Annotated in this window: 20 protein-coding genes and 1 riboswitch; of the genes, 10 read left to right on the top strand and 10 right to left on the bottom strand. The window is 71.7% G+C overall.

Annotated elements, in window-relative coordinates:
• Positions 1 to 2 precede the first annotated feature (2 nt).
• Genes rsgA through BLW14_RS10110 form a run of 3 tightly spaced genes read right to left on the bottom strand, consistent with a single transcriptional unit; the run spans position 3 to position 3123 of the window.
• Entirely contained in the window at positions 3 to 1019 is a 1017-nt protein-coding gene (rsgA, locus tag BLW14_RS10120) for a ribosome small subunit-dependent GTPase A (RefSeq protein WP_093706403.1), read from the bottom strand.
• Between the two features lie 3 nt (positions 1020 to 1022).
• A complete protein-coding gene (aroA, locus tag BLW14_RS10115) occupies positions 1023 to 2372 on the bottom strand; it encodes a 3-phosphoshikimate 1-carboxyvinyltransferase (protein WP_093706401.1) in 1350 nt (449 codons plus the stop codon).
• Between the two features lie 37 nt (positions 2373 to 2409).
• Positions 2410 to 3123: a M50 family metallopeptidase gene (locus tag BLW14_RS10110; protein WP_093706399.1), complete on the bottom strand. Its 714-nt coding sequence runs from the start codon at positions 3121 to 3123 to the stop codon at positions 2410 to 2412.
• 65 nt (positions 3124 to 3188) lie between these two features.
• Here BLW14_RS10110 and BLW14_RS10105 point away from each other — a divergent pair, with 65 nt between their 5' ends.
• The 9 genes from BLW14_RS10105 (at position 3189) to BLW14_RS10065 (ending at position 11460) form a co-directional block, all read left to right on the top strand.
• Positions 3189 to 4004, top strand: coding sequence for an SOS response-associated peptidase (locus BLW14_RS10105; RefSeq protein WP_093706397.1), 816 nt, complete (start codon positions 3189 to 3191; stop codon positions 4002 to 4004).
• A 64-nt stretch (positions 4005 to 4068) separates the two neighbouring features.
• Complete coding sequence (locus BLW14_RS10100) at positions 4069 to 4719, top strand: alpha/beta hydrolase family protein (RefSeq protein ID WP_093706395.1); 651 nt, start codon at positions 4069 to 4071, stop codon at positions 4717 to 4719.
• A 283-nt stretch (positions 4720 to 5002) separates the two neighbouring features.
• A complete protein-coding gene (locus BLW14_RS10095) occupies positions 5003 to 5659 on the top strand; it encodes a sigma-70 family RNA polymerase sigma factor (protein WP_018105559.1) in 657 nt (218 codons plus the stop codon).
• Complete coding sequence (gene rsrA / locus BLW14_RS10090) at positions 5656 to 5976, top strand: mycothiol system anti-sigma-R factor (RefSeq protein WP_018521020.1); 321 nt, start codon at positions 5656 to 5658, stop codon at positions 5974 to 5976. The genes BLW14_RS10095 and rsrA overlap by 4 nt, the downstream gene beginning before the upstream one ends.
• Before the next feature lie 133 nt (positions 5977 to 6109).
• A complete protein-coding gene (locus tag BLW14_RS10085; RefSeq protein WP_093706391.1) occupies positions 6110 to 7504 on the top strand; it encodes an HD-GYP domain-containing protein in 1395 nt (464 codons plus the stop codon).
• Positions 7501 to 8784 (top strand): HD-GYP domain-containing protein, encoded by a 1284-nt coding sequence (locus BLW14_RS10080; protein WP_177153940.1) that lies wholly within the window; start codon positions 7501 to 7503, stop codon positions 8782 to 8784. Before BLW14_RS10085 ends, BLW14_RS10080 begins: the two co-directional genes overlap by 4 nt.
• A gap of 91 nt (positions 8785 to 8875) precedes the next feature.
• Positions 8876 to 9868: a tetratricopeptide repeat protein gene (locus BLW14_RS10075; protein ID WP_093706389.1), complete on the top strand. Its 993-nt coding sequence runs from the start codon at positions 8876 to 8878 to the stop codon at positions 9866 to 9868.
• Positions 9869 to 9927: 59 nt separating this feature from the next.
• The gene (gene def / locus BLW14_RS10070) at positions 9928 to 10566 is read left to right on the top strand and encodes a peptide deformylase (RefSeq protein WP_093706387.1); all 639 of its coding nucleotides are present in this window, start codon (positions 9928 to 9930) and stop codon (positions 10564 to 10566) included.
• 162 nt (positions 10567 to 10728) lie between these two features.
• Positions 10729 to 11460, top strand: a complete 732-nt coding sequence (locus BLW14_RS10065) for a D-Ala-D-Ala carboxypeptidase family metallohydrolase (protein WP_177153939.1) — start codon at positions 10729 to 10731, stop codon at positions 11458 to 11460.
• 133 nt (positions 11461 to 11593) lie between these two features.
• On the opposite strand, the gene BLW14_RS35085 is transcribed toward BLW14_RS10065, so the two are convergent.
• The 3 genes from BLW14_RS35085 to BLW14_RS10055 form a co-directional block, all read right to left on the bottom strand.
• On the bottom strand, positions 11594 to 12040 hold the full coding sequence (locus BLW14_RS35085) for a family 20 glycosylhydrolase (protein ID WP_256332730.1): 447 nt from the start codon (positions 12038 to 12040) through the stop codon (positions 11594 to 11596).
• Positions 12001 to 12771, bottom strand: a complete 771-nt coding sequence (locus BLW14_RS35080) for a glycoside hydrolase family 20 zincin-like fold domain-containing protein (RefSeq protein WP_256332729.1) — start codon at positions 12769 to 12771, stop codon at positions 12001 to 12003. The genes BLW14_RS35085 and BLW14_RS35080 overlap by 40 nt, the downstream gene beginning before the upstream one ends.
• Before the next feature lie 89 nt (positions 12772 to 12860).
• On the bottom strand, positions 12861 to 13835 hold the full coding sequence (locus tag BLW14_RS10055) for a GlxA family transcriptional regulator (protein ID WP_093706383.1): 975 nt from the start codon (positions 13833 to 13835) through the stop codon (positions 12861 to 12863).
• A gap of 81 nt (positions 13836 to 13916) precedes the next feature.
• Here BLW14_RS10055 and BLW14_RS10050 point away from each other — a divergent pair, with 81 nt between their 5' ends.
• Positions 13917 to 14129, top strand: coding sequence for a hypothetical protein (locus BLW14_RS10050; RefSeq protein ID WP_093706381.1), 213 nt, complete (start codon positions 13917 to 13919; stop codon positions 14127 to 14129).
• 186 nt (positions 14130 to 14315) lie between these two features.
• Here the strand turns inward: BLW14_RS10050 and BLW14_RS10040 are convergent, their stop codons facing one another.
• The 4 genes from BLW14_RS10040 to BLW14_RS10025 all read right to left on the bottom strand — a co-directional run bounded on the left by BLW14_RS10040 (position 14316) and on the right by BLW14_RS10025 (position 19940).
• Entirely contained in the window at positions 14316 to 15332 is a 1017-nt protein-coding gene (locus tag BLW14_RS10040; protein ID WP_093706379.1) for a ribonucleotide-diphosphate reductase subunit beta, read from the bottom strand.
• Positions 15332 to 17743, bottom strand: a complete 2412-nt coding sequence (locus BLW14_RS10035; protein ID WP_093706377.1) for a ribonucleoside-diphosphate reductase subunit alpha — start codon at positions 17741 to 17743, stop codon at positions 15332 to 15334. Before BLW14_RS10035 ends, BLW14_RS10040 begins: the two co-directional genes overlap by 1 nt.
• A 139-nt stretch (positions 17744 to 17882) precedes the next feature.
• Positions 17883 to 18015, bottom strand: a riboswitch (cobalamin riboswitch).
• Between the two features lie 57 nt (positions 18016 to 18072).
• Positions 18073 to 19689, bottom strand: coding sequence for a monocarboxylate uptake permease MctP (gene mctP, locus BLW14_RS10030; protein WP_093706375.1), 1617 nt, complete (start codon positions 19687 to 19689; stop codon positions 18073 to 18075).
• Positions 19686 to 19940, bottom strand: a complete 255-nt coding sequence (locus tag BLW14_RS10025) for a DUF3311 domain-containing protein (protein WP_093706373.1) — start codon at positions 19938 to 19940, stop codon at positions 19686 to 19688. Before BLW14_RS10025 ends, mctP begins: the two co-directional genes overlap by 4 nt.
• Positions 19941 to 20051: the final 111 nt, after the last annotated feature.

The raw sequence follows: 20051 nt of genomic DNA, 5'->3' as shown, positions 1-20051 counted from the left end.
GATCAGTCGTCCTCGCGGCGATTGCGCGTGGACAGCAGCCTGCGCAGCGAGTCGAGCCGCGCCGGGTCCGCGTGCCCCGCCGCCACCCAGGCGTCCAGCGCGCATTCCGGTTCGTGGCTGTCGTGGGTGCAGCCGCGCGGGCACTCCTCGGTGCCCGGCTGGAGGTCCGGGAAGGCATTGATGACCCGCGAGGGGTCGATGTGGTTCAGCCCGAACGAGCGCACGCCGGGGGTGTCGATCACCCAGCCCCGGTAGCCGGGCAGCGGCAGGGCCAGCGCCGAGGTGGTCGTGTGCCTGCCCCGTCCGGTGACCGAGTTGACGACCCCGGTGGTACGCCGCTTCTCCTTCGGGACCAACGCGTTGACCAGGGTGGTCTTGCCGACGCCCGAGTGCCCGACGAACGCGGTCACCCGGCCGTCGAGCTGCTCGCGGACCCGGTCGGCCGCGTCCCCGTTCTCCAGCTCCTCGCGGCTGGTCACGACGAACGGCACCCCCAGCGGGGTGTACGCGCCCAACAGCTTGTCCGGGGACGCCAGGTCGGACTTGGTCAGCACCAGGAGCGGGGAGAGCCCGCCGTCGTACGCGGCGACCAGACACCGGTCGATCATGCGCGGGCGGGGTTCCGGATCGGCCAGCGCGGTGACGATCGCCAGCTGGTCCGCGTTGGCCACGACCACCCGCTCGAACGGGTCGTCGTCGTCCGCCGTGCGGCGCAGCACCGAGCGGCGCTCGCCGATGCGGACGATCCGGGCGAGGGTGTCCTTGTCGCCGGACAGGTCGCCGACCAGCGAGACGGTGTCGCCGACCACCGCGGCCTTGCGGCCCAGCTCGCGGGCCTTCATCGCGACGATCGTGCGGTCGCCGACGAGGACGGTGAGGCGGCCCCGGTCCACGGTGAGGACCATGCCGTCCTCGGCGTCCTCGTGCTTGGGCCGGATGTGGGTGCGCGGGCGGTTGCCCTTGCGGTTGGGACGGACGCGGATGTCGTCCTCGTCGGGGTTCTTGCCGTAGCGGCGCATGTCTCAGGCCCCGAGCATTCCGGTCCACATCTGCGGGAAGTCGGGCAGGGTCTTGGCGGTCGTCGCCACGTTCTCGATCTCCACTCCGGGGACGGCAAGGCCGATGATCGACCCCGCGGTGGCCATCCGGTGGTCGTTGTACGTATGGAAAATACCGCCGTGCAGCGGTCGCGGGCGGATGTGCAGGCCGTCCGCCGTCTCGGTGACGTCGCCGCCGAGCTCGTTGATCTCCTTGGTGAGCGCGGCGAGCCGGTCCGTCTCGTGCAGCCGCAGGTGGGCGATGCCGCTCAGCGTGGAGGGGGAGTCTGCCAGGGCCGCGACGGCGGCGATGCCGGGGGTCAGCTCGCCGACCTCGCCGAGGTCCACGTCGATGCCGTGGACGCGGCCCGAGCCCGTGAAAATCAGCCCGTGCTCGGTCAGTTCGCAGCTGCCGCCCATCGCGGTGAAGATCTCGCGCAGCGCGTCACCGGGCTGCGTGGTGCGCAGCGGCCAGTCCGGGATCGTCACCCGGCCACCGGTGACCAGCGCCGCCGCGAGGAACGGCTGGGCGTTGGACAGGTCCGGCTCGACGGTCAGGTCGCGGCCGAGGAGCGCGGAGGGGGAGACCCGCCACACGTTGGGCTCGCCGCCGGTCTCCGGCTCGTCCACCTGCGCTCCGACGGCCCGCAGCATGTCGACGGTCATCCGGATGTGCGGCATGGAGGGGAGCCGGTCGCCGGTGTGGCGTACCTCCACGCCCTGGTTGAAGCGCGGCGCGGACAGCAGCAGCGCCGAGACGAACTGGGAGGACGAGGAGGCGTCGATCGCGACCGGCCCGCCGTCCAGTGCGCCGCTGCCGTGCACGGTCATCGGCAGCGATCCCCGGGAGTCGTCGTCGATCCGGGCGCCCAGGACCCGCAGCGCGTCGATCACCCCGGTCAGCGGGCGCTCGTAGGAGCGGGGGTCGCCGTCGAAGCGGACGGGGCCGTCGGCGAGCGCGGCGACCGGGGGCAGGAAGCGCATGACCGTACCGGCGTTGCCGACGTCCACGGTCACCGGACCGTGCAGCGGGGCCGGGATGACCCGCCACGCCTCACCCGCCGCCTCCGGACCGGCGGCCGCGCCCGTCGCGGCGGAGCTGGAGGACACCGTCTCCTCGATGCGTACGCCCATCGCGCGCAGCGCGTCCGCCATCAGCAGGGTGTCGCGGGACCGCAGCGGGCGGCGCAGCCAGCCCGGCTCCGAGGAGAGCGCGGCGAGCACCAGGGCGCGGTTGGTGACCGACTTGGAACCGGGCACGGTAACGGTCGCGTCGACGGCCCCGCCGGCGAAGGGGGCGGGCCAGAGGGCGGGGTGCACGGCACTTTCGGTCATGCGCTCACTTTAGAGGTTTCGGGGGAAGTGAGCCCGGTCACAGCCCCAGCAGCCAGCGTCCGCCGCCGATCAGGGAGCACAGCGAGACCGCGTGGAAGAGGAACAGCCACAGCGCCGCCGGGACGTCGGTCAGCCGGGACAGCTGGTCCGCGTCCGAATCCGGTGCCCCGCCGTGCCGCCGCTTCGACTGGAGCTCGAACACCGGACGTACGCCGCCCAGCAGCAGGAACCACACCACGCTGTACGCGAACAACGACTGCCAGGCCGGCGAGGCCAGCCAGGACACCAGCAGGAAGAGCGAACCGGTGAGGATCACCGTCAGCGCCCCGTACACATTGCGGATCATCACCAGCATCGCCGCGAGCAGGGCCGTGGCCACCCACAGCAGCAGCGTGATCCGGCCGTCCACCAGCAGCCACGCGCCGCCGAGCCCCAGCAGCGAGGGCGCGGTGTAGCCCGCCGCTGCGGTCAGGACCATGCCGATGCCGGTCGGCTTGCCCCGGCTCACCGTGAGCCCGCTGGTGTCCGAGTGGAGCCGGATGCCCGAGAGCTGCCGGCCGGTGAGCAGGGCGACCAGGCCGTGGCCGCCCTCGTGGGCGATCGTGATCGTGTTCCGCGACAGCCGCCACAGGACGTTCGGGACGACCGCGATGAGCGCCGCCGTCGCGGTCACCACCACCAGCCACTGCTCGGGGGCGGGCTGGGTGCCGGTGACGCGGTCCCACAGGTTGCCGAGGTCGGTGCTGTCCATGGGGCGGGCGGCTCCTTGCGGAAGTGGGGTCCGTTCGGGACGGCGGTCGTGGCAGTCTGGCACTTATGTGCGGACGGTATGCAGCGAGTCGGCGGCCCGAGGACCTGACCGGACTCTTCCAGGTGGAGAAGTGGGAACCGGCCGAGACGCTGGAGGCCGATTACAACGTGGCGCCGACCAAGGAGGTCTACGCCGTACTGGAGCGTCCTGTGAAGGACGCGGACGACCAGCGCCCGGTTCGCCAGATGCGCGCACTGAAATGGGGGCTCGTCCCGTCCTGGGCCAAGAACCCCGAGGGCGCCGCCCGGATGATCAACGCCCGGGCCGAGACCGTTCACGAGAAGCCGTCCTTCCGCCGCCCCTTCCTCTCCCGGCGTTGCATCCTGCCCGCCGACGGCTATTACGAGTGGGTGACCGGCGCCGAGGAACGGCAGCTGGAGGAGAAGGGCCGCCGCAAGCGCCCCCGCAAGCAGCCCTACTTCGTGACGCCCGCCGACGGCTCGGTCTTCGCCATGGCCGGCCTGTACGAGTTCTGGCGCGACCGGACACTGCCCGACGACCACCCGCAGGCCTGGTGGGTCACCTGCTCCGTGATCACCACCGAGGCGGAGACCACACCGCTCGCCGTCGCCCCCGCCGAAGGACCGGCCTCGCTCGCCGACATCCACCCCCGGATGCCGCTGATGCTCACCCCGGACCGCTGGGACGACTGGCTGGACCCCTCCCGCACCGACCCGGAGGAGCTGCGCGCCCTGCTCTCGCCGCCGCCGCCCGGCCTGATGCGCGCCTACCCGGTCGCGACCGCCGTCAGCAACGTCCGCAACAACGGCCCCGAGCTGAAGGACGAACTGGCCGAACCCGAGGTGAGCACCCTCTTCTGAGCCCCGCGCGCCGGGACCACGCGCCATCCCCGCACCGCACACCGCCTGTTGGTTGGATGGGGCCGTGAACACCGACGCCGTGACACCCCGCACCGAAACGTTCGAGACCGAGGCCGGCACCGCCCGCGTCACCTGGCTGGACGCCCCCGCCCCGCGCCTCCTGCTCGCCCTCGGCCACGGCGCGGGCGGCGGCATCGAGGCCCGCGACCTGAGGGCCATCGGCGCCGCCCTGCCCGCGCACGGGGTGAGCGTCGCCCTCGTGGAGCAGCCCTGGCGGGTCGCCGGCAAGAAGCTCGCACCCGCCCCGAAGACGCTGGACACCGGCTGGCGCGGGCTCTGGCCGGCCCTGACCGCCCGCGGACTGCCGGTCGTCGCCGGCGGACGCAGCGCGGGGGCCCGCGTGGCCTGCCGCACCGCGGCCCCGCTCGGCGCCCGGGCCGTCCTCGCGCTCAGCTTCCCGCTGCACCCGCCGGGCCGCCCCGAGAAGACCCGCGCCGACGAACTCCTGGGCTCCGGAGTGCCCACCCTCGTCGTCCAGGGCGGCAACGACCCGTTCGGGAAGCCCGCCGAATTCCCGCCCGGCGACTACCGGATCACCGAGGTGCCGTACGGCGACCACGGCTTCGCCGTACCCAAGAAGTCCGGGACGACAGAGGAGCAGGCGATGGAGATCCTCACCGGGTCGGTGGCCGGGTGGCTGGCGGATCTCGCGTGACGCGAGCCCCTCGCACCCCCGGGAATGCTCCGAGGAGGGCCGCTGTTGTGAGGGACATCGGTACGCCAACGTCGTAAGTGGAGAGGGAGTCCGTCGCATGGGTTCGACCATCTGCCCGCGTCGCTCGAACACCGCTGACCTGGAGTGGACGGTCCTTCACGCGGCCAAGACCACCCCGGAGCGGTCACTCGGCGGCACGGATCGACAGCCCGCGCCGGACCAAGGTCGACTATTCTCCGATTCGAGCGGGTCCGGTTTCGGCTCCGCCCCAGCGTTGGAGGAGGTGGGTCCGGTCACAGGGACCGACACAGGGACCGACGACGGCCGCCCTCAGGAGACGACGGCCGAGCGCAACGCGCGTTTCGAGCGCGACGCCCTCGGTTTCCTCGACCAGATGTACTCGGCCGCCCTGCGCATGACGCGCAATCCCGCGGACGCCGAGGACCTGGTCCAGGAGACGTATGCCAAGGCGTACGGCTCCTTCCATCAGTTCCGTGAGGGCACCAACCTCAAGGCGTGGATGTACCGCATCCTCACGAACACCTTCATCAACTCGTACCGCAAGAAGCAGCGCGAACCCCAGCGCAGCGCCGCCGAGGAGATCGAGGACTGGCAGCTGGCCCGCGCCGAGTCGCACATGTCGACCGGTCTGCGCTCCGCCGAGTCGCAGGCCCTCGACCACCTGCCCGACTCTGACGTGAAGTCCGCGCTGCAGGCGATCCCGGAGGAGTTCCGCATCGCGGTCTATCTCGCCGATGTCGAGGGCTTTGCCTACAAGGAGATCGCGGACATCATGGGGACTCCCATCGGTACGGTGATGTCCCGACTGCACCGGGGCCGCCGTCAACTGCGCGGCATGCTGGAGGACTACGCCCGTGACCGCGGGCTCGTCCCCGCCGGCGCCGGTGAGTCGGACGATCGGAAAGGCTCGGGCTCATGAGCTGCGGAGAGCCGCACGAGACGGAGTGCGCAGAGGTCCTCGACCACCTCTACGAGTTTCTCGACCGGGAGATGCCCGACAGCGACTGCACCAAGTTCGAGGCGCATTTCGTCGAGTGTTCCCCCTGCCTGGAGAAGTACGGCCTGGAGAAGGCCGTGAAGAAGCTGGTGAAGCGCTGCTGCGGTCAGGACGACGTACCGGCCGACCTGCGCTCCAAGGTGATGGGCCGCATCGACCTCATCCGCTCGGGACAGGCGGTGCCGGACCAGGACGTCACGGTCTCCGGCACCGAGGTGCCGACCGCAGCGAAGGAATGACCCCCCGGGGTGCTCTGCCCTAGGGGCAGCACCCCGCACCTTCACCCGAACGTGCTAATCGCCCCCATCGGCCCCCGCCCGGGACGCCCCGCTCGTTAGCGTGGCCCCTTCACGAGCGGAGCTGGGGGGCGGGGTGAAAGCCACACGCGGGGCCGTGCGGGCGCATATCGGCGCCGTCGCCCTCGGAGCGGCCCTGTGCGCCTCACCCGCCCTGAGTCCCGGCGCGGGGACTCCCTGGGCCACCCTCGGACTGCTCGCCGGCCTCTGCCTCGCCTGTGAACTCCCCGGCCGCTTCCCGTTCTTCAGCGGCTCGGGGCCGATCGGTGCCGGATCGTTCTTCCCGCTGCTGCTCACCGCGGCCCTCCTGCTCCCGCCCCCGGCGGCGGCGCTCGTCGCGGTGCCCGGCTCCCTCGTGGGCCGGGTCGACAAGCCGCCCGCCGCCGCCCGCCGGATCTGGCGCGCCGCGGAGCTCGCCCTCGCCGTCTGGGCGGCCGCCCGCGTTCACACGCTCCTCGGCGGGCCCGCCGCGCTCGGCGGCCCCGCCCCCGGCAGCCCGCCCGACCTCCCGTACGCCCTGCTGCCGGTCTGCGCGGCCACCCTCGCCTTCAGCGCCGTGCTGGCCCTGCTCGACGGGTCGATCCTGCTCGTAGCGGAACACCTGCCCGCCCGCCGCGCCTGGCGCGGACTGCTGACCCGCTCCCTCGGCCCCCACCTCGTGCACGGCCTCGCCGGGCTGATGATGGCCGTCCTGTGGAACAGCTCGTACGGGCCGCCGGCCGCGCTCGTCGTGCTGCTGCCCATGTACATCTCGGGCTGGGTCTTCGCCCAGTACCACCGCGAGCACGCCGCGCACCGGGCCACCATCAGGGCCCTCGTCCAGGCCGTCGACATCAAGGACACCTACACCCGGGGCCACAGCGAACGGGTCGGCCGCGCCTCGGTCCTCATCGCCCAGGAGCTGGGCATGGACCGCGAACGCGTCGAGGTCCTCCGGTTCGCCGGCATCCTGCACGACGTCGGCAAGCTCGGCGTCCCCACCCGCGTCCTGCGCAAGGACGGTCCGCTCACCCCCGAGGAGCGGCGGGTGATCGAGCTGCACCCCGAGTACGGGCACGAGATCGTCAGGGGCATCGGCTTCCTCGGCGAGGCCCGGGCCGCGATCCTGCACCACCACGAACGCCTCGACGGCAGCGGCTACCCCTACGGGCTCTCCGGACGGGGCATCCCCGAGTGCGCGCGGGTCGTCGCCGTCGCCGACGCCTTCGACGCCATGACCTCGACCCGGTCCTACCGGCGCGGGCGGCCGGTCCCGGTCGCCGTGGAGGAGCTGAAGCGGTGCGCGGGCACACAGTTCGACCCCCGGATGGTGCGGGCCCTGGCGCGGGGCCTGGAGCGGCACGGCTGGTTCGGGGCCGTGACCGCCGACGACACGCAGCTGCCGCCGCCCCGGGACGCGGAAAGTGCCGGGCCCGTCCCCGCACCGCTGAGCCCCCGGCCGGACGGCACCGAGGGGGAGGGGCCCCGGTGACCCCCAGGTGGGCGCGGCCGGGGCCCGCGGCCCTGGGCGTGCGCGGCGCCGCCCTCGCGCTCGCCGCCGCCGGGCTCGCGCACACCCTCTGGCGCGGCGTCCACGACCCGGGGCACGCCCTCGCCTTCGGCGCCCTCGTCACCATCGGCGAGCTGGCCCGCTGGGGCGCCCTGCCGGGGGAGCGGGAGCCCGCGCCGCTCGGGGCCGCCGGGGCCCTCGCGTACGCCCTCCTCGGACGCAGCGACGGGGAGCCGACCAGCCACGGGGCGCTCCAGGTGGTCGCCGTGCTGGCCGCCGCCCAGCTCGTCGCCTCGGTGCCGCAGCTGGCGCGGGGCGACGGACCGGACGCCGACCAGGTGGCCCGGCGGCTGCTCACCGTGACGTTCGCGGCGGTCTGCTTCCAGCCGCTGTACAACGCCGGACTCTGCGAGCGGTGGTTCGGCGACGGTCCGTACTACGCGGCCTTCCTGCTCCTGCTGCTCGGGCTGACCGCCCTGTGCGACGCCGTCCTCGCCGCCCTGCTGCTGCGCGCCCGCACCCTGCCCCGCGGCTCGCGCGCCGCCCCGGCCCCGTACGGCCCGTTCCTGCGCGACGAGCTGCGGGCGCTCACCGGCATCGGCTCGGCCGTCTGCGCGACCGGCGCGGTCATGGCGCTCGGGGTCGCCGCCGCCGGGCTGTGGGCGCTGCCCGTGCTCTGCGTACCGCTGCTGCTCACCCAGCTCTCCTTCCGCCGGTTCGCCGCCGTGCGCACCACGTACCGGCAGACCATCGCCTCGCTCGCCCGCTCCACCGAAATCGCCGGGTACACCCCGCACGGCCACGCCCGCCGGGTGGCCGAGCTGTGCACGGCTGTCGGGCGCGAGATGGGGCTGACCGGGTCCGAGCTGACCGTCCTGGAGTGCGCGGCGCTGATGCACGACATCGGCCAGCTCTCACTGGTCGACCCGGTCCCGGACGGGGCGACGGCCCTGCTGCCGGCCGCCGAGCAGCGCCGGATCGCGCTGCTCGGCGGGGCGGTGGTCCGCCAGACCGGGGTGGACGCCAGGGTCGCCGTCGTGGTGGAGCGGCAGGCCGACCCCTACCGCGAGCAGCCGTTGTCCGCCAGGATCGTCCGGGCCGTGAACGCATACGACGACCTGTGCGGGGAAGGCCTCTCGGGGCCGCTGGGCGCGCTGGAACAGCTCAGGCTCGGGACCGGGCACGACTACCAGCCGCAGGTGGTGGAATCGCTCGCCCGGGTCTTGGCCAGGGGCGGTCTGACCCCCGTCCCCCTTGGGTAACCGATGGGTAATGAGCGGGCGTCCGGCCCGGCATGGTTGGATGCGAAGAGAGCGGTAGAACGAGGGTGTCCAGTCGGGACAGGCGGGAATCGTGAGGATCTTCGGGAAGGTACGGCATCGGCCGTCCGCCTCTTGGCGGCAGGCCACGGACCGCGCGTTCACGCTGATCGGCGACGGCCGGTACGAGGACGCGGGCGCGCTGCTGACGCGTGCGGCGGACCTGGAGCCCTGGCTCTCCGAGTCGTGGTTCAACCTTGCGCTGCTGCACAAGTTCCGGCACGACTGGGAGCAGGCGCGGGCCGCCGGACTGCGGGCCGTCGCGCTGCTCGACAAGGAGTCCGGCGCCCCGGACTGGTGGAACGTGGGCATCGCCGCGACCGCCCTGCAGGACTGGCCGCTCGCGCGCCGTGCCTGGCAGGCGTACGGGCTGAAGGTGCCCGGCGGCGGCCGGCAGACGCCGGCCGCGGGCAACGAGCCGGTCGGCATGGAGCTGGGCAGCGCGGCGGTCCGGCTGTCGCCGGAGGGCGAGGCCGAGGTCGTCTGGGGCCGCCGGCTGGACCCGGCCCGGATAGAGGTGCTGTCGATCCCGCTGCCGTCCTCCGGGCGCCGCTGGGGCGAGGTCGTGCTGCACGACGGTGTGCCGAACGGCGAGCGGATCACCGCGGCGGGCCCGTCCTATCCGGTGTTCGACGAGATCGAGCTGTGGGCCCCGTCGCCCGTGCCCACCTGGGTGGTCCTCCTGGAGGCGGCCACCGAGGCGGACCGGGACGCGCTGGAGCAGCTGGCCTCCGACGCCGGGTTCGCCGCCGAGGACTGGTCCTCGTCGGTGCGGCTGCTGTGCCGCTCCTGTTCGGAGAGCCGGATGGAGAGCGACGAGGGCGACGGCGAGCACCTGGACCCGCACGACCACAGCGAGCCGGGCCATCCGGGCCCGCTGGGCCACCGCACGGCCGGTGAGCTGTGGGTGCCGGAGCGCGAGTGCGGCCTCGCGGCACCGGCCGGCCTGGTGCGCGGGCTGCTGGACGGCTGGGTGGCGGACAGCCCGGACAGCCGCGAGTGGCGGGATCTCGAAGAAGTCTGCTGACCGGTGCCCGTAGGCTGTACGCGCATCGATTCGGGTTTTGAGGAAGGCGTACGGCGGACATGGCGCAGCAGGAGACGGACGAGCAGGTCAGCGTCGACGAGGAGGGCTTCCTCATCGACACCGAGGACTGTGAGGCGCGCGAGACGGCACACCGTGAGCGCGGCACCTCCCGCCCGATCACGGTCGTCGGCAACCCGGTCCTGCACAAGGAGTGCAAGGACGTCACGGAGTTCGACGACGAGCTGGCCTCGCTGATCGACGACATGTTCGCGAGCCAGCGGACGGCGGAGGGCGTCGGCCTGGCCGCCAACCAGATCGGCGTGGACCTCAAGGTCTTCGTCTACGACTGCCCGGACGACGACGGTGTGCGGCACGTGGGCGCCATCTGCAACCCGGTCCTGGAGGAGCTGCCGCCCGAGGCGCGGGTCCTGGACGACTCCGGTGAGGGCTGCCTCTCCGTGCCGACGGCGTACGCCAAGCTGGCCCGCCCGGACTACGCGGTGGTGCGCGGGCAGGACGCGAAGGGCAACCCGGTGCGGGTGCGCGGCACGGGCTACTTCGCGCGCTGCCTCCAGCATGAGACGGACCACCTGTACGGCTACCTGTACATCGACCGGCTCTCCAAGCGCGAGCGCAAGGACGCGCTGCGGCAGATGGCGGAGAACACCCCGCGCTACGAGGTCGTCCCGAACGACTGACCCGGCGCCACGCGCGGTCGCGCGGGTCCGTCCCGGTACGCCGGGACGGGTCCGCGCTTGTTTTCCGGGAATCCAACTGCCATTTCTACACGCGTAGTTGACGCGCCCCTTGCTCGTCCGACAGGCTCGTGCCCACCACTTCGACAGCGGTAGGGAGCCCCCGTGATCAGACGTTCCGCACGACTCCTGCTCGGTCTTGTCATGACCATGGCTTTTGCTCTGGGCGGGGCCGTGGTGACCGCCGGCACCGCACAGGCCGACGGCTGCTACACCTGGACCCGCACCCTGAGCCCGGGTGCCACCGGCAACGACGTCACCCAGCTCCAGATCCGGGTCGCCGGATACCCCGGGTACAACTCGGTCCTCGCCATCGACGGCTCGTACGGGCCCGCCACCACCGCCGCCGTCAAGCGCTTCCAGGCGGCCTACGGCCTGGCCGCCGACGGCATCGCGGGTCCGGCCACCCAGGCCAAGATCTACGCCCTCCAGGACAACGACTGCACCCCGGCGCACTTCACGTACGCCGAGCTGAACCGCTGCAACAGCACCTGGTCCGGCGGCGCGGTCCCGGCGGCCACGGCCAAGGCAAACGCGCTGAGCACCATGTGGAAGCTGGAGGCCCTGCGCCACGCGCTCGGTGACCGGCCGATCACCATCAACAGCGGTTTCCGCTCGACGTCCTGCAACAGCGCGGTCGGCGGCGCGTCCAACAGCCGCCATCTGTACGGGGACGCGGCGGACCTCGGCGGGATCGCGTTCTGCACCCTCGCCAAGGAGGCCCGCAACCACGGGTTCAACGGGATCCTCGGCCCGGGCTACCCGGACCACAACGACCACGTCCACGTGAACCAGGGCCCCAGCCACTACTGGTCGGCGCCCAACTGCGGTATCTGACCCACGAGGTGGGGCCCGCCGGTTCGACCGGCGGGCCCCACTGTGTGCCCACGACGCGGTGCTGCTCACGACACGGCCCGCAGCGGCGTCCCGTCCGTCGTCTGGACCGCGGCGCCGTCCGACGACCGCTCGGTCAGCCGCAGTTGCGAGATCGCGTTGCGCAGGACGACCGTCCCGTGCCCGGCGTCCAGCTGCCAGCGCTGCGTGCGCGAGTCCGCCGAGCAGGGTTGCGGCCCGTCAGCCCGTCGTTCCAGATCCGCAGCGAGCGGCCCTGGGCCTTCACATGGGCGTTGACCTGGTTGATGAAGTCGACGAACAGGTCGTCCGGGGTGGCCGTCGCGCCGAACTTCGCGGTCGCCGCCGCCTGGAGCTGCGGGTAGTCCGGGTAGGAGGAGCCGATCATGTACTCGTCGGCGCCCATGTGCCAGGTGCGGGTGTCCCACACCTTCAGGGCCTCGTCGACCATGGACGTGTAGTACGTCAGCGCCTCGGGCCGGGAGATGTCCAGCCGGGGCGGGGAGGCGACGCCGTCCTTGTCCTTCAGCTGGAGTTCGGGGTGGTTCTCCAGATAGGTGTCCATGTGGCCGGGGGAGTTGATCTCCGGCACCAGGTCGATGTGGTACTTCCTGCCATCGCGACGAGCGAGCGGATCTGCGGCTTGGTGTAGTACCCCCAGAACGCCGACTCCGGGTCGGTGTCGCTCCTGACCTTCGCCTCGATCCAGAGCTGGTTGAGCTTCTGGGACGCCATGTCCTTCATCAGCCGCTCGAACCAGGGCAGCGAGACGTTGATGTAGCAGGCGCAGACCCCGACCCCGCGTTCCCGGTACGCGGGCACGTCGGTCGCCGAGCCGCGCGCGGCCCGCCCGTCGTCGTTGAGCAGTTGCAGCACGGTGCGCGAGCCGTAGAACACGCCCGCCGAGGCGGCCGCGGTGACCGTGACCCGGTCGCCGACCTCCAGCCGGTAGCCCTCCGCCCCGAGCGCGCCCTTCAGCGAGGCGTCCTGGCGCAGCACGATGTCCCCGGCGCGGGCCCGGCCCCGGAAGACCTGGGCCTTCCCCGCCAGCTCACCGGCGAACCGGGCCGCGTCGTCGGCCGTACGCCGCTCGCGCACGCCGTCCAGCACGATCCGGGCCCGGTCGCTGAGGACGAACTCCCCGTTGTCCGGCTGCCACTGGCGCAGGGTGGGCAGCACCTCCGGCGGCGCGGCCGGTGCCTCGTCGGCCGCGGCGGTCTGCCAGGGCAGCAGGGTGGCGGCGAGCGCGGCCACCACGGCCCAGACGGTCCTTCGTCTTGCCTTCTGCATGTCCATGGCATCGACCCTGACGCGCGTGCGAGGGCCCGGTCCATGGACAGGCCGCGCGACCGGTTGGACGAATGATCGGATGAGCCCCCGTGGTGTCAGGCCGCCTCGACGACGGCCGACGGCCCCCGGAAGGTGCGGCGGTACGCCTGCGGCGTGGTGTCCAGCGCCCTTACGAACTGGTGACGCAGCGCGGCGGCGTTCCCGAAGCCGGTCCGGTCGGCGATGACGTCGATGGTTTCGTCGGATGTCTCCAGCAGGTGCTGGGCCAGCAGGACGCGCTGGCGCAGCAGCCAGCGGTAGGGCGTGGTGCCGGTCTCCTGCTGGAAGCGGCGGGCGAAGGTGCGTGGTGACATGTGCGCCTGGGCGGCGAGCTGTTCGACGGTCATCTCCTGGTCGAGGTGGCGCTCCATCCAGGCCAGTGTGTCCCCGACCGTGTCGCAGCGGGTGCGCGGCAGCGGGCGCTCGATGTACTGCGCCTGCCCGCCGTCCCGGTGCGGCGGCACCACCATCCTGCGGGCGATGGTGTTGGCGGCGGCCGGCCCGTACGCCTGGCGGACCAGGTGCAGGCAGGCGTCGATCCCCGCCGCCGTCCCCGCCGACGTGGTGACCGGCCCGTCCTCCACGTACAGCACGTCCGGCTCGACGACGGCCTCGGGGAAGCGGCGGGCCAGGTCGTCGGCGTGCCGCCAGTGCGTGGTGCAGCGGCGGCCGTCCAGCAGCCCGGCCGCGCCGAGCAGGTACGCCCCCGAGCAGACGCTGAGCACCCTGGCCCCCCGCTCCACGGCCCGGCGCAGGGCGACCAGTACCTCCTCGGGGAACTCGCGCTCGCCGAAGCGGCTGCCGGCCGGTACGGCGACGAGGTCGGCCTCCTCCAGCCGGTCCAGGCCGTACGGGGTGCTGATGGTGAAGCCGGCGTGCGTCCGCAGCCGGGGCCCCTCGGCGGAGACCACGGCGAAATCGTGCACCGGCAGGCCCTCGTCGCTGCGGTCGAGGCCGAACACCTCGCAGAGCACGCCGAGTTCGAAGGGGTGGACATCGTCGAGCATCAGGGCGGCGACATTGTTCAGCATGGAACCAGTGTGGCAGTAATTCGATGCTGTGTGACAGTCCTGCCACTGCCGCATCTTCTCCGGAACGAGGACAGTAGAGGCATGAACACATTCCTGAACTTCCTCGGCATTTCCGCTCTTTTCGCCCTCGTCCTGCTGCCCGCGCTGGCCGGCATGGCCCGCGAGCGCCGCATCGACCGCGAGCTGCGCGAAGCGGAACAGGACCGGAGCACCCGCCCACCGCAAACGGCAAACGCCGCGCGGCCGGTGGGGGCCGCACGGCGTCCGTACGTCAGGAGCTGGGCGAGGATCTAGGGCGTGTCCGCAAAGTCCCGTCTGGCCCACGACGCCTGGCACCCACTCTCGCCGCACCGGCCGAGATCCCAAGTACGTCCAGTACGAGGGATCGCGGCCGGCACGCCGAGAGCACGCACCAGACGCCGCGGGCCACGCCCTTCGGGCGTACGACGGGACTTTACGGACACGCCCTAGCCCTTCCGCCTAGAAGTCGTCGTCGAAGCCGACCGTACCCTCGACGGCCACCTGGTAGGCGGACGGCCGCCGCTCGAAGAAGTTCGTGAGCTCCTGGACGCCCTGGAGCTCCATGAACGAGAACGGGTTCTGCGAGCCGTACACCGCCGGGAAGCCGAGCCGGGTGAGCCGCTGGTCGGCGACGCACTCCAGGTACTCGCGCATGGACTCGGTGTTCATGCCGGGCAGCCCGTCGCCGCACAGGTCGCGGCCGAACTGCAGCTCCGCCTCGACGGCCTCCTTCAGCATGTCGGTGACCTGCTGCTGGAGGGCGTCGTCGAAGAGCTCCGGCTCCTCCTTGCGGACCGTGTCCACGACCTCGAACGCGAAGTTCATGTGCATGGTCTCGTCGCGGAAGACCCAGTTGGTCCCGGTGGCGAGGCCGTGCAGCAGCCCGCGCGAGCGGAACCAGTACACGTACGCGAAGGCGCCGTAGAAGAACAGCCCCTCAATGCACGCCGCGAAGCAGATCAGGTTCAGCAGGAAGCGGCGGCGGTCGGACTTCGACTCCAGCCGGTCGATCTTCTCCACCGAGTCCATCCAGCGGAAGCAGAACTGCGCCTTCTCGCGGATCGAGGGGATGTTCTCCACCGCCGCGAACGCCGCCGCGCGGTCGTCCGGGTCGGGCAGATAGGTGTCGAGCAGTGTCAGATAGAACTGGACGTGCACGGCCTCCTCGAACAGCTGCCGCGACAGGTACAGCCGCGCCTCCGGGGAGTTGATGTGCTTGTACAGCGTCAGCACCAGGTTGTTGGCGACGATCGAGTCACCGGTCGCGAAGAACGCCACCAGACGTCCGATCAGGTGCTGCTCGGCGGGCGTCATCCTGGCGAGGTCCGCCACGTCGGAGTGGAGGTCCACCTCCTCGACGTGCCAGGTGTTCTTGATCGCGTCCCGGTAGCGCTCGTAGAAGTCCGGGTAGCGCATGGGACGCAGGGTCAGCTCGAAGCCCGGGTCCAGCAGGTTCTTCTCGTTGTTGGACGTCATTACTGGCAGGCCTCGCAGGACTCGGGGTTTTCCAGGGAGCAGGCGATGGCGTCCGCGTCGGGCGCCTGCGCCTGCTGTACGGGGATGGGGGCGGCGGCCGACGCGGTCCCGGACGCGGCACGGGCGATCCGGGTCGCCGGACGCGACCGCAGGTAGTACGTCGTCTTCAGCCCCTGCTTCCAGGCGTACGCGTACATCGAGGAGAGCTTCCCGATGGTCGGCGTCTCCAGGAACAGGTTCAGCGACTGGCTCTGGTCGAGGAACGGCGTACGGGCCGCCGCCATGTCGATCAGGCCGCGCTGCGGGATCTCCCACGCGGTGCGGTACAGCGCCCGCACGTCCGCCGGGATCCACGCGAATCCCTGCACCGAGCCGTTCGACTCGCGCAGCGCCTCACGCGTCCGCGCGTCCCACACGCCGAGCCGCTTCAGCTCGTCCACCAGATAGCCGTTGACCTGGAGGAACTCCCCGCTCAGGGTCTCCCGCTTGAAGAGGTTGGAGACCTGGGGCTCGATGCACTCGTAGACCCCCGCGATCGAGGCGATCGTCGCGGTCGGGGCGATGGCCAGGAGCAGCGAGTTGCGCATCCCGGTCGTCGCGATCCTGGCCCGCAGCGCGTCCCAGCGCTCCGGCCAGTTCAGCTCCGCGTCGTAGTGGTCCGGGTGCAGCACCCCGCGCGCGGCCCGGGTCTCGGACCAGGCGGGCAGCGGGCCGGACCGCCCGGCCAGGTCGCAGGAGGCCTCGTACGCGGCCAGCATGATGCGCTCGGCGATCTTCGTGGAGAGCGCGCGGGCCTCGGGGGAGTCGAAGGGCAGCCGCAGCTGGAAGAACACGTCCTGGAGGCCCATGGCGCCCAGACCCACCGGCCGCCAGCGGGCGTTGGACCGGCCGGCCTGCTCGGTCGGGTAGAAGTTGATGTCGACGACCCGGTCGAGGAAGGTCACCGCGGTGCGGACGGTGGCGTCCAGCCGCTCCCAGTCGATCGAGCCGCCCTCGACGAACGCCCCGAGGTTGACCGAGCCGAGGTTGCAGACGGCCGTCTCGCCGTCGTCGGTGACCTCCAGGATCTCCGTGCACAGGTTCGAGGAGTGCACGACCCTGCCCGGCTCGGCGGTCTGGTTCGCGGTGCGGTTGGAGGCGTCCTTGAACGTCATCCAGCCCTGGCCGGTCTGCGCGAGGGTGCGCATCATCCGGCCGTACAGCTCGCGGGCCGGCATGGTCTTGCGGGCCAGGCCCTTCGCCTCGGCCGCCCGGTACGCGGCGTCGAACGCGTCGCCCCACAGGTCGGTCAGCTCGGGTACGTCGGCCGGGGAGAACAGCGACCAGTCGGAGTCCGCGTCGACCCGGCGCATGAACTCGTCCGGGATCCAGTGCGCCAGGTTCAGGTTGTGCGTGCGCCGCTGGTCCTCGCCCGTGTTGTCGCGGAGCTCCAGGAACTCCTCGATGTCCGCGTGCCAGGTCTCCAGGTAGACGGCGGCGGCGCCCTTGCGCCGGCCGCCCTGGTTCACGGCGGCGACGGAGGCGTCCAGCGTCTTCAGGAACGGCACGATGCCGTTGGAGTGCCCGTTGGTGCCGCGGATCAGCGAACCCCGGGCGCGGATGCGGGAGTACGAGAGGCCGATGCCGCCCGCGTGCTTCGACAGGCGCGCCACCTGGTGGTAGCGGTCGTAGATCGAGTCCAGCTCGTCCAGCGGCGAGTCCAGCAGGTAGCAGGAGGACATCTGCGGGTGGCGGGTGCCGGAGTTGAAGAGCGTCGGCGAGGACGGCAGGTAGTCCAGCCGGCTCATCAGCCCGTACAGCGCGGCGACCTCGTCCAGGGCCCGCTGGGAGTCGTCCTCGGCGAGCCCGGCGGCGACCCGGAGCATGAAGTGCTGGGGGGTCTCGACGACCTGGCGGGTGATCGGGTGGCGCAGCAGGTAGCGGCTGTGCAGGGTGCGCAGCCCGAAGTAGCCGAAGCGGTCGTCGGCGCCGTCCGCGAGGGACCGTTCCACCAGCGCGTTCAGGGCGGCCGCGTGCAGCGTCACGAACGCGGCGGTGCGGTCCGCGATCAGGCCCTCGCGGTGGCCCGCGGCGACGGACGCGGAGAACGAGGTGGCGCCCTGGCCGGCGGCCTCGTCCGCGATGGTCCGGGTGAGCAGGCGGGCGGCGAGCCGGGAGTACGCGGGGTCCTCGGAGATGAGGCCCGCGGCGGCCTCGGTGGCCAGCGAGCGCAGCTCCGCCTCGTCCGACCGGGCGTTGCGGCCGCGCAGGGCGGCGGCGGCGACGCGCCCCGGGTCGGTGTCGGGCAGGTCGGCGGTGAGGTCGGTCAGGGTCCGCAGCAGTGCGGTGCCGGGTCCGTCGCTCGCGGGTCCGGTGGCTTCGGACTCGGCCGTGTTCGGCGCTGAGGCCGGATCGGCTGGCGCGATGGTCACGTGGTGCTCTCCCTCGCTCGGCTCTGGGCCGGCGGGGAGCGGGGGCAGCCGGGCAGGAGCGGGCCCGGTCGGGGCGGCACTCCGTGCGGCGTCCACCGGCCCATCCACGAGGCCCGGACGTCTGGGCGTCCGGTTCGGTCGAGCCGGACGCACTGTCGGCAGGTCCTCGGACTCGACGGGTGCGCGAATGCGCCCCGAATACACCGTTGCGGGACAGTTCCGGATTCGCACCGGATTCCCCTGCGGCGACAGCGAGCATGAGCATACATGTGGGGGCCGCCCCATCGGGCAGCCCCCACATCTTGTGTCGCGTGCGTGAATATGTGCGGTCAGTGACCGCCCGGCGCCCCCGCCGTGGCCGGCGGCAGCTTCTCCTGCACGCCCGGGTCGCCCGCGTCCGCGGTGTAGTCGCCCGGGGAGGTCTCGTCGATCCCCGCAGGCGCCTTCACGGCGTTCAGGACGAAGGTGAGGACCACGGTGACCACGACGTTCAGCACGAAGGCCGTGAGGCCGATGTAGCCGATCTCGCCGAGGCCCGGGATCTCCTTGGAGGACCCGCCGAAGTGCTTCTGCGTCGGGCTCGCGACCCCGTACGCGGCGGCCGTTCCGTAGATCATGCCGACCGCCCAGCCGGCGAGCAGCGCCCAGCGGTGGAACCACCGGGTGAACAGGCCGCCGACCAGCGCGGGCATGGTCTGGAGGATCCAGATCCCGCCGAGCAGCTGGAAGTTGATCGCGACCGTCTTGTCCATGGTGAGGACGAAGGCGAGCGCGCCGACCTTGACCAGCAGCGAGACCAGCTTGGAGACCTTGGTCTCCTGCGCGGGGGTCGCGTCCGGCTTCAGGAAGTCCTTGTAGATGTTGCGCGTGAACAGGTTCGCCGCGGCGATCGACATGATCGCGGCGGGCACCAGCGCGCCGATGCCGATCGCGGCGAACGCCACACCCGCGAACCAGTCGGGGAACATGTTCTCGAACAGCTGCGGGATGGCCAGCTGGCCGTTGTCCACCTTGACGCCGGCGGCGATCGCCATGAAGCCGAGCAGCGCGAGCAGGCCCAGCATCAGCGAGTACAGCGGCAGGATCGTGGTGTTGCGGCGGATCACGTCACGGCTGCGGCTGGAGAGCGTCGCCGTGATCGAGTGCGGGTACATGAACAGCGCCAGCGCGGACCCGAGCGCCAGGGTCGCGTACCCCCACTGACCGGTCTCCGCCGGTGCGAGGCCGCCCGCGCCCGCTTTGGTGAACTTGTCCTGGGCGGAGGCGAAGATGTCGTCGAAGCCGCCGAGCTTGATCGGGATGTAGATGATCGCCACGGCGATGACCAGGTAGATCAGCCCGTCCTTGACGAACGCGATCAGCGCCGGCGCCCGCAGGCCCGAGGAGTACGTGTACGCGGCGAGCACCGCGAACGCGATGAGCAGCGGCAGGTCCTTGACGAACCAGTTGGTGTTCTCGCCGCCGCCGACGCCCATCACGTCCAGCACCGCCTGGATGCCGACGAGCTGGAGCGCGATGTACGGCATCGTGGCGAGGATGCCGGTGACCGCGACGGCCAGCGAAAGACCCTTCGAGCCGAACCGGCCGCGGACGAAGTCCGAGGTGGTGACGTAGCCGTGCTTGTGCGAGACCGACCACAGGCGCGGCAGGAAGGTGAAGATCAGCGGGTACACGAGGATGGTGTAGGGCACCGCGAAGAAGCCGGAGGCTCCGAGCGAGTAGATCGCCGCGGGGACGGCGACGAAGGTGTACGCGGTGTAGAGGTCGCCGCCGAGCAGGAACCAGGTGACCCAGGTGCCGAACGACCGCCCGCCCAGGCCCCATTCGTCGAGGCTGGCCTCGTTCTCGGCCTTGCGCCAGCGGGCGGCCAGGAAGCCCATGACCGTGACGGCCAGGAAGAAGAAGATGAAGACGCCGAGCGCGACGCCGTTCACGCCGTCCTTCATGCCGACGCACCCCCCTTGCGGGCGCGCTGGTCACGCTGCCACAGCTTGTACGCGATCATCGTGAGCGCGGTGGAGATCAGCACCCAGAGCATCTGGTACCAGTAGAAGAACGGGATGCCGATGAAGGTCGGGTCGACCTTCGCGTACGAACTCACCCAGAGCATCGCCACGAACGGCGCGATGAGGCACAGGGCGATGACCACGCGCACCGGTGTCACGGTGGGTGGTTTTCCTTCTGGTTCTTCCGGCATGGCGGCGACTCCGTCCCCTCGCTGATCACCTGTAATGCGCAGGAAATCTAGGCGAGGGATCCGGCCACCGTCACCCCCTGTCCGCATTGCGGTCCGGCAACGGTCGTCACC

This window comes from Streptomyces sp. 2131.1, from assembly GCF_900105515.1.
GTDB lineage: Bacteria > Actinomycetota > Actinomycetes > Streptomycetales > Streptomycetaceae > Streptomyces > Streptomyces drozdowiczii.
The sequence above is the reverse complement of the archived record's forward strand: the minus strand, read 5'-3'. Positions and strand labels throughout refer to the sequence as shown.

What these genes read in the sequence shown, in the direction of transcription:
- rsgA (WP_093706403.1), bottom strand. Translation starts at nt 1,019, where the DNA reads ATGCGCCGCTACGGCAAGAACCCCGACGAGGACGACATCCGCGTCCGT.
- aroA (WP_093706401.1), bottom strand. Translation starts at nt 2,372, where the DNA reads ATGACCGAAAGTGCCGTGCACCCCGCCCTCTGGCCCGCCCCCTTCGCC.
- BLW14_RS10110 (WP_093706399.1), bottom strand. Translation starts at nt 3,123, where the DNA reads ATGGACAGCACCGACCTCGGCAACCTGTGGGACCGCGTCACCGGCACC.
- BLW14_RS10105 (WP_093706397.1), top strand. Translation starts at nt 3,189, where the DNA reads ATGTGCGGACGGTATGCAGCGAGTCGGCGGCCCGAGGACCTGACCGGA.
- rsrA (WP_018521020.1), top strand. Translation starts at nt 5,656, where the DNA reads ATGAGCTGCGGAGAGCCGCACGAGACGGAGTGCGCAGAGGTCCTCGAC.
- def (WP_093706387.1), top strand. Translation starts at nt 9,928, where the DNA reads ATGGCGCAGCAGGAGACGGACGAGCAGGTCAGCGTCGACGAGGAGGGC.
- BLW14_RS35085 (WP_256332730.1), bottom strand. Translation starts at nt 12,040, where the DNA reads ATGGACACCTATCTGGAGAACCACCCCGAACTCCAGCTGAAGGACAAG.
- BLW14_RS35080 (WP_256332729.1), bottom strand. Translation starts at nt 12,771, where the DNA reads ATGGACATGCAGAAGGCAAGACGAAGGACCGTCTGGGCCGTGGTGGCC.
- BLW14_RS10055 (WP_093706383.1), bottom strand. Translation starts at nt 13,835, where the DNA reads ATGCTGAACAATGTCGCCGCCCTGATGCTCGACGATGTCCACCCCTTC.
- BLW14_RS10050 (WP_093706381.1), top strand. Translation starts at nt 13,917, where the DNA reads ATGAACACATTCCTGAACTTCCTCGGCATTTCCGCTCTTTTCGCCCTC.
- BLW14_RS10040 (WP_093706379.1), bottom strand. Translation starts at nt 15,332, where the DNA reads ATGACGTCCAACAACGAGAAGAACCTGCTGGACCCGGGCTTCGAGCTG.
- mctP (WP_093706375.1), bottom strand. Translation starts at nt 19,689, where the DNA reads ATGAAGGACGGCGTGAACGGCGTCGCGCTCGGCGTCTTCATCTTCTTC.
- BLW14_RS10025 (WP_093706373.1), bottom strand. Translation starts at nt 19,940, where the DNA reads ATGCCGGAAGAACCAGAAGGAAAACCACCCACCGTGACACCGGTGCGC.